This is a genomic window from Pedobacter sp. V48 (genome assembly GCF_000523515.1).
Lineage (GTDB): Bacteria > Bacteroidota > Bacteroidia > Sphingobacteriales > Sphingobacteriaceae > Pedobacter.
This window is the reverse complement of record NZ_AWRU01000018.1, coordinates 21,282-27,915: the sequence shown is the minus strand read 5'-3', so window position 1 is coordinate 27,915 and position 6,634 is coordinate 21,282. Positions and strand designations below refer to the sequence as shown.

Here is a 6,634-nt window from a genome sequence, read left to right as displayed (position 1 = left end):
TGTATTGTTTTGCTTCGGCAATTAATACATATTGTATGACGCAAATCAGAGAAAGAACAACAATTGTGTCATCTGAWYWKKGTGGTAACTCAAATATATCAACAAAGGGCTAGCTTAACAGCTAGCCCATATTTTTTTCCGGACAACAGTGAAATAAATTCAGGATGACGAGCACTTTACTAAGCAGAAAGCCGGGACTTTGATTTTCCGGCTTTCTTAATGCAAGCCTCCAAAAAATGATCAATACCAGTTGTAGCATAGCCCAAAAGCCTTGAGTTTTCGCCAAGTTCAGATGACACAATTGTTGTTCTTTCTCTGATTTGCGTCATACAATATGTATTAATTGCCTGCTGCATTGGCAGAGTGATGTATTGTTTTGCTTCGGCAATTTTCCCGCTTAAAATAATCAGTTCCGGATTAAACAGCTGAATAAGCACAGCAATTCCCTTTCCCATATAAGTACCAATATTAGATAATAGCTGGATAGCATATTGATCGCCTTTATTTGCTGCTTCTATAATTACATCAGGTTCAATCCTTTGCAATTCTTCGTTAGAGAGCTTGTTTAACATAGAGTTTTTGCCCGATAAGATACCTTCTTTTGCCATTTCAGATAAAGCATTACCCGAAGCAATGGTTTCCAGGCAACCGTGTTTGCCGCAATAGCACAATGCGCCATTCTCTACAAAAGGGATATGCCCTAACTCTCCAGAAAAACCACTGGCACCTTTTCTTAATTTCCCATCCATTATAATTCCTAAACCAACACCCCAATCCATTAACAGTATCAAAGCATTTTGTTTGCCTTTTGCCATTCCATGTGCAAATTCTGCCATTGATGATCCATTTACGTCATTCTGTATAATAACGGGTAGTTTTAGTGTGGTTTCAAATGCAGCGGTTAAAGAGGTGTTTTCCTGATCGCTAAGAAAATAACTATAGCTTTTGCCTTTTTCGGAATCAATTAGACCAGGCATGCCAACACTGCAACCAATTAACTGGTCGTTGGTAATGTTTTGAGCTTTTAGAATATCATCTACATGCGTACTTAAAATACTAAAGAAATCGGATCTGCTGCTTTTTGAAATAGGCAAAGCGATGGTTTTAGCTTCAATTATATAGTTGTAGTTGTTATCCATAACGGCAATTTTAGTATGAAACAATTCTATATCAATACAGAGGATCAGGATTTTCTTATCCCTTAATCCGTATAAATCGGGCTTTCTGCCACCCATAGATATTCCGTAACCTTTCTTTTCTATCCACTCTTCGTCCATTAAATTAGTAATGAGTTTTAAAATACTCGGTGTACTCATGTTCATGGTATCACATAATGTGGAAACTGAACTTGGTCCTAAATTAAAAAGATGTTTCACAAGCTGATATTTATAAATCAGCTGCTTATCGCGCGTTGGTTTTGTTATGTTATTTAATAGACGAAGATCCATAGCTTTAATTACTCTATTTCGTTAAATATAGATAACTTATGTTAAAAAATTACAAAAGTATTTTTAATACGTAAATAAATTAATAATGTTTTGTGTTTTTGACAATTTCTCGCTAATATTAACAATGCAAGTGTTCGATTTAGCGGTGCCTTTGGAGGTATTAAAAATTGAACACCCATGCAACCATATATATGAACCCTTAAGAACCACAAAAAAAATGAATCCAACAGTCAATATTTAACCGGTATTTGACTCTGTACCAAATATGAGCCTGACGAACTTACTGCGAGTTATTTCTAACTATGCAGTTATATGTTATTTAGTGTAGCTCTGATATATAAAAACAATACAATTGAATATATAATTCACACATAAATGAAAATATGAAGCCTAAACAACCTAAAGAACCAGAAAACCAAAATTCGAGAAGAGATTTTATTAAGAAATCGGCTGTAGGACTTGCCGCATTTACTATTGTGCCAAGATATGTACTTGGAGGAACAGGATTTATTGCACCAAGTGATAAGCTTACCAAGGCTGTAATAGGCGTTGGCTCAATGGGACGTGGTCATTTTACATATGATGGCACTCAGGTAGTTGCTGTTTGTGATGTTGATAAAAGGCACCTTGATCTGGCAACATCCATGTTAGATAAAGGCGTTAAAACATTTAGCGATTATCGTGAACTGATTAAACTTCCTGAAGTTGATATTGTACACATTGCTACTCCACCTCACTGGCATGGTATTATGGCAGTTGATGCCGCAAATGCAGGTAAAGATGTTTGGTGTGAAAAACCAATGACCCATACTATTGGAGAAGGTAAACGTGTAATGGAAGCTGTTCAAAAACATGGCAGAATGTTCCGTTTAAATACTTGGTTCCGTTTTAAAGATACTTTTTATGGAATGGGCACAACTGTAAAACCAATTAAGAAATTGGTTGACAGTGGATTATTAGGCTGGCCTTTAAAGGTTACTGTAGGTAAACATACAGGTTATGATTGGAAGTTTTACTGGGTAGGTAAGGATCACCTTGAGCCTCAGCCAGTACCTCCTGAATTGGATTACGACAGATGGCTTGGCCCGGCACCTTACAAACCATATAATGCACACAGGGTTCATCAAACCTTCCGTGGTTACTGGGATTATGATGGTGGTGGCTTAAGTGATATGGGACAACATTATATTGACCCGATTCAATACTTTTTAGGYMMWKNANTGWWASNCANGTYMNGTWTCYKTTSMWNTYGMCRNCTMMNNAAYAAYWYRSYRAYSMTSWKSGWAWRTRKARGANNGGAWRANCKTMKWSTNASGSWRAKRGTTGCCAAATTATTTTAGATGGCGAAGGAAAGGATACTAACGTGCCTTACATTGAAGGGCCTAAAGGTAAATTATACCCGGGCTTTAAATCGGACATTCCGGATCTAGAGCGTAAACTGGCTGCGTTCCCTGACCCTACACCACAAATGACCGACTTTGTTGAATCTGTTAAAACCAGACAGAAATTCGCGTTMAANNMAKWAWATKGACNCCGNNNATKYAATAYYKTTWASRTWRRKWTRATNYSMKTYSAKWYTMKKCMKTTMANKYRAAWTTYKRTCYGGTNWWAACAAGAGTTTATTGATGATGAAGGCGCTAACAGATTAATTAATCCTGTAATGCGTGCACCTTTCACTATTTAATTAAACAGTTCATTTAAACAATTCAGATTAACATTTTACACATATCATAATGATAAAAAAGATATTCTTTATCCTGTTGGCAGTTGTAATGCTGCAAGATGTGGCAAACGGACAGGCAAAAAAAGACGAACGAACCGTAACCACCCGCATTGCCGATTTGCTTGCCCAGATGCCTGCGGGAGATGCTGAGCTTTTTAAAAATAACGTAAACGACATAGCCAATCTTGGAGAAGATGGTTATGTAGCTTTAATAAGTGGCCTAACTGCTCCGGGTAAAGGCAATAATTCATTAATTGAGTATACTGTTGGAGGGTTTTCTGCTTTCATCACTCAGAATGGAAAAGAAGACTGGAGAAAAATGGCGGTTGGTGCTTATTGCAAAGCCTTAGAGAAATTAACTGACAAACAAAATAAATCGTTTATCATCAGTCAGTTTGACCTGGTAGGTAAGGACGATGCGATTTCTTGTATACAAGGGTATTTAACTGATGAGCAACTGGCAGATCCTGCGGCAAGAGCGTTGGTTAAAATCAATACTCCGGCTTCAAAAGCAGCTTTATTGGGTGGCCTGGCAAAAGCGAACGGTGCTGCCAAACTTTCGATTATAGAATCGTTAGGCGACAGCCGTTTTAAAGAAGCTGCTCAGCCTATAAATACTTTGGCTGCCGATGGTGATGTAAATGTCGCTAAAGTTGCATTGTATGCACTTGCTTATATTGCAGATCCTTCTTCTGAACCTGTATTTGCTGCAGCTGCTGATAAAAGTGGATTTAAGTATGAAAACACGAATACTGCAGCAGTTTACCTGATCTATGCAGAACAATTGTTGAAAAATGGCAATAAAGAACTTGCTGAAAAAATTGCTAAAGATATAGCTGGCAAAGTAAACACTGATGAATTGGTAGGTGTGCGTACCGGTGCTTTAAAAGTATTGGTTGAGGCAAATAAAGACAATAACCAGGAGCTTCTTTTAGACGCTGCGGGCGATAAAAATGCTGAATATCGTGCTGCTGCCCTGAAATTTGCTGTACCCTATGTAACCTCGGCCTCAACGCATATTTGGGTTAAGAAACTAGGTAAGGTTGATGATGATGCAAAAGCCGGTATTTTAAGCATGCTTGGTCAAAGTGGTGCTAAAGAAGCTTTACCTGCGGTAATTAAGTTGCTTAAAAGTAAGAATGAAACTGTAAAGTTAGCTGCAATAAATGCGGCTGTTAACATTGGTCAGGATCAGGTTCTTGACGATTTGCTTAAGTTGGCAAGCAAAGGCGATACTGCTAATGTGACTGCTGTTTCTAACGCAATTCACAGAATGAAAGGAACAGGAATTACCGAAAAGATTGCTGCTGCTATTCCATCTGCGAAACCAAATGTACAGGTTGCATTAATCAATTTGCTGGCATCTCGTGCTGCAAACGGTCAGCTAAATGCCGTTTATGATCAGTTAAAAAGTAAAAAACCTGAAGTACAGCAAGCGGCATATGCTGCCTTAAGTCACGTTGTTGTGAAAGACAACTTACCTCAATTGTTTACTTTGTTGAATGAAAGCTCCGGAGCACAGGAAACTGCTGTACAGGAAGCTATTATCGCTGCAGTAAGTGGCGGCGGCGACAATTCGCAACAGGTTGATGCGGTATTACAACAAATGACCTCGGCACCTGAAAACAAGAAATTACTTTTCTACAAAGTTCTTGCAAGCTTAGGCGGCGAGAAATCGTTAAAAGCGGTTACTGATGCTTTTGCATCAGGTAATGAGCAAACTCAAAAAGCTGCTTTAGATGCATTGTCTGCATGGGTTGATGCCAGTGCGGCTCCTGAATTAATTAAGATTGCACGCGAGACTAAAAATGCTGCTTTCCTGAATACTGCCATCAACGGATACCTGCGTTCGGTTAGAGAAGGTGTGTATCCTGCGGAGCAGAAGTTGTTATTACTTCGTAATGCGATGGCTGTGGCTCAAACCAACGAGCAAAAACAACAGATTTTAAAAGATGTTGAGCAAGCTAAATGTTTCAATGCAATTGTTTTTGCCGGTAAATATTTAGATGACGCTGCTTTACAACAAGCTGCTGCAAATGCAGTAATGAATATTACGCTTGCAGGTACCTATAATGGTGAGCTGGTTAAAGGTTTGTTAAATAAAACCATTGAGGTAATAACAGGTGCTGATAGTGGCTATCAGAAAGAAGGGATGCGTAAATACATTTCTGAAATGAAAGCAGGTGAAGGTTTTGTATCGATGTACAATGGAACTGATCTTACAGGTTGGAAAGGTTTAGTGGCAGACCCGATTAAGCGTTCTAAAATGGATGCTAAAACACTGGCTGCTGAGCAGGAAAAAGCGGATGCTGAGGCACGTGATAGCTGGAAGCCTGTTAATGGTGAGCTTCAGTTCATGAGCCATGGAAATAACCTTGCCACTGTTAAAAAGTATGGTGATTTTGAAATGCTTGTTGACTGGAAAATTATTGATGATAAAAAAGGAGAGGGTGATGCCGGTATTTATTTGCGTGGTACACCTCAGGTTCAAATGTGGGATAATGCCCGTACAAATGTAGGTGCTCAGGTTGGTTCAGGTGGTTTGTACAACAACCAGGTAAATGAAAGCAAACCACTTAAAGTTGCTGACAATAAACTTGACGAATGGAATACCTTCCGTATTTTGATGAAAGGTGACCGCGTAACTGTTTACTTAAACGGTGTGTTGGTAACTGATAATGTAATCCTTGAAAACTACTGGGACAGAAGTCTTCCTATTTTTGCTGAAGAGCAAATCGAATTACAAGCGCATGGTTCGCCAGTTGCTTATCGTGATCTTTACATCAGAGAAATCCCTCGTGCAAAACCATTTGAGTTAAGTGCACAAGAGAAAAAAGAAGGTTATAAAGTGTTGTTTGATGGTACAAACATGCACAGCTGGACTGGTAACACTGTTGATTACACTATTGAGGATGGAAATATTGCCATTCGTCCTAAACCAGGAAAAGGTTCGGGTGGTAACTTATTTACTAAAGAAGAATTTAGCGACTTTATTTACCGTTTTGAATTTAAATTAACTCCGGGTGCGAATAACGGATTGGGTATTAGAGCACCTTTAGAGGGTGACGCCGCTTATACAGGTATGGAACTTCAGATTTTAGATAATGAGGCTCCAATATATAAAGACCTTCATGTGTATCAGTACCATGGTTCTGTATATGGTACTTTACCAGCAAAAAGAGGTTTCCTTAAACCACTTGGCGAATGGAATTATGAAGAAGTTGTAGTAAAAGGCCCTAAAATTAAAGTGATCCTTAATGGTACTGTAATTCTTGATGGCGACATTACTGAGGCTAGAAAGAATGGTGCCGCAGATGGTAAGGAACATCCGGGTTTATTACGCGACAGCGGCCACATTGGTTTCCTTGGACATGGTTCTCCTGTAGAATTCAGAAATATAAGGATCAAAGATTTAAGTAAAAAGGATTTAACTAAAAAAGAATCTGCTAAAAAGAAAAAATAA

Annotated in this window: 2 protein-coding genes and 2 pseudogenes; 3 read left to right on the top strand and 1 reads right to left on the bottom strand. The window is 38.6% G+C overall.

Features of this window, described 5'->3' with window-relative positions; translation table 11 throughout:
* Positions 1-179: 179 nt before the first annotated feature.
* Entirely contained in the window at positions 180-1,448 is a 1,269-nt protein-coding gene (locus tag N824_RS16310; protein WP_048906225.1) for an ROK family protein, read from the bottom strand.
* Between the two features lie 383 nt (positions 1,449-1,831).
* On the opposite strand from N824_RS16310, the pseudogene N824_RS34355 reads away from it, so the two are divergent.
* The 3 genes and pseudogenes from N824_RS34355 to N824_RS16295 all read left to right on the top strand — a co-directional run bounded on the left by N824_RS34355 (position 1,832) and on the right by N824_RS16295 (position 6,634).
* A pseudogene (locus N824_RS34355) lies at positions 1,832-2,788 on the top strand (Gfo/Idh/MocA family oxidoreductase).
* A gap of 23 nt (positions 2,789-2,811) precedes the next feature.
* Positions 2,812-3,132 (top strand): annotated as a pseudogene (locus N824_RS35580) (hypothetical protein).
* A gap of 49 nt (positions 3,133-3,181) precedes the next feature.
* Entirely contained in the window at positions 3,182-6,634 is a 3,453-nt protein-coding gene (locus N824_RS16295) for a DUF1080 domain-containing protein (protein WP_052334166.1), read from the top strand.